1 protein-coding gene is annotated in these 956 nt (G+C 72.4%); it reads right to left on the bottom strand.

Annotated features, from left to right (window positions below):
• Positions 1–956 (bottom strand): glycosyl hydrolase family 28 protein (locus D180_RS22005; protein WP_017914479.1); only part of this gene is annotated, 956 nt, incomplete at both ends.

The following is a 956-nucleotide window of genomic DNA, read 5'->3' as shown; positions in this document are numbered from 1 at the left end:
GCTGCGGCTGCCGCCGTGGTCGTGGCCGTACAGCGGCGTGATCACCAGGGGCTTGGCCACATCGAACAGGCAGGTGTTGCGGTAGAGCACGTCGCGCACCGGTCCGCCCTTGGCCAGGCCGGTCTTGATGCGCAGGCCGTTGTTGTCGGTGGCGACGATGCCGTCGGCGTCGTGGCCGACCAGGCGATTGCCCTCCACCAGCACGTTGCCGACGCCGTACATCACCTCGCTGCCGATGGAGATGCCGTGGGTGCCGTAGAAGCGCGAGTCGCGCACGGTGATGTCGGCCGAGCGCGCGGCGCTGGTCTTGATCGCGATGCCGTCGTCGCCGGCCATCACGTCGTTGTCGGCCAGGGTCGCATTGCGCACGCTGTCCAGATCCAGGCCGTCGGTGTTGGGGCTGTTGGCCGGCGCCCTGACCCGCACGCCCCACACCGTGACGCCGTCGCCGCCGTGCACGAAGACGTGGAAGTACGGCGCATTGACCAGGTTGACGTGGTAGAGCTGCAGATCGGCGACGTCCTGCGCGCGGATCAGGTCGGGCGCGTTCTGGGTCTGGCCGGCGGCCTTGGCGCCGCGCGCGAATTGCCACCAGCTGTCGCTGCCGCCGAGCACCGGCAGGTCGCCGCGGCCGTCGATAGTGCCCTGGTGGCCGACGCCGTCGCGCACGCCCATCACCCCCAGGCTGCGCCCCTGCAGGGTGATCAGCGCCCGGCATCCGCCGCTGCGGGCGGCGGCCTGGCCGCAGGCGTTGCGGCCGGGCACCTGGTAGTCGGCGGGCTGGCGCGAGGCGAACAGGGTCACGCCGCTGTCGATCGCCAGCGTGGTGTCGCTGCGGATCGTCAACGGTCCGCTGAGGAAGGCGTTGCCGCTGCCGGCGCGCAGCAGCACCGCGCCGTGCGCACCGGCGGCGCAGCGGTCGAGCGCGGCCTGGATGCGCGCAGTGTCCGGCGCGC

It is taken from the genome of Xanthomonas sp. SHU 166 (genome assembly GCF_000364685.1).
GTDB lineage: Bacteria > Pseudomonadota > Gammaproteobacteria > Xanthomonadales > Xanthomonadaceae > Xanthomonas_A > Xanthomonas_A sontii.
Note: the sequence above shows the minus strand (reverse complement) of the source record. Positions and strands in the feature narration are given on the sequence as shown.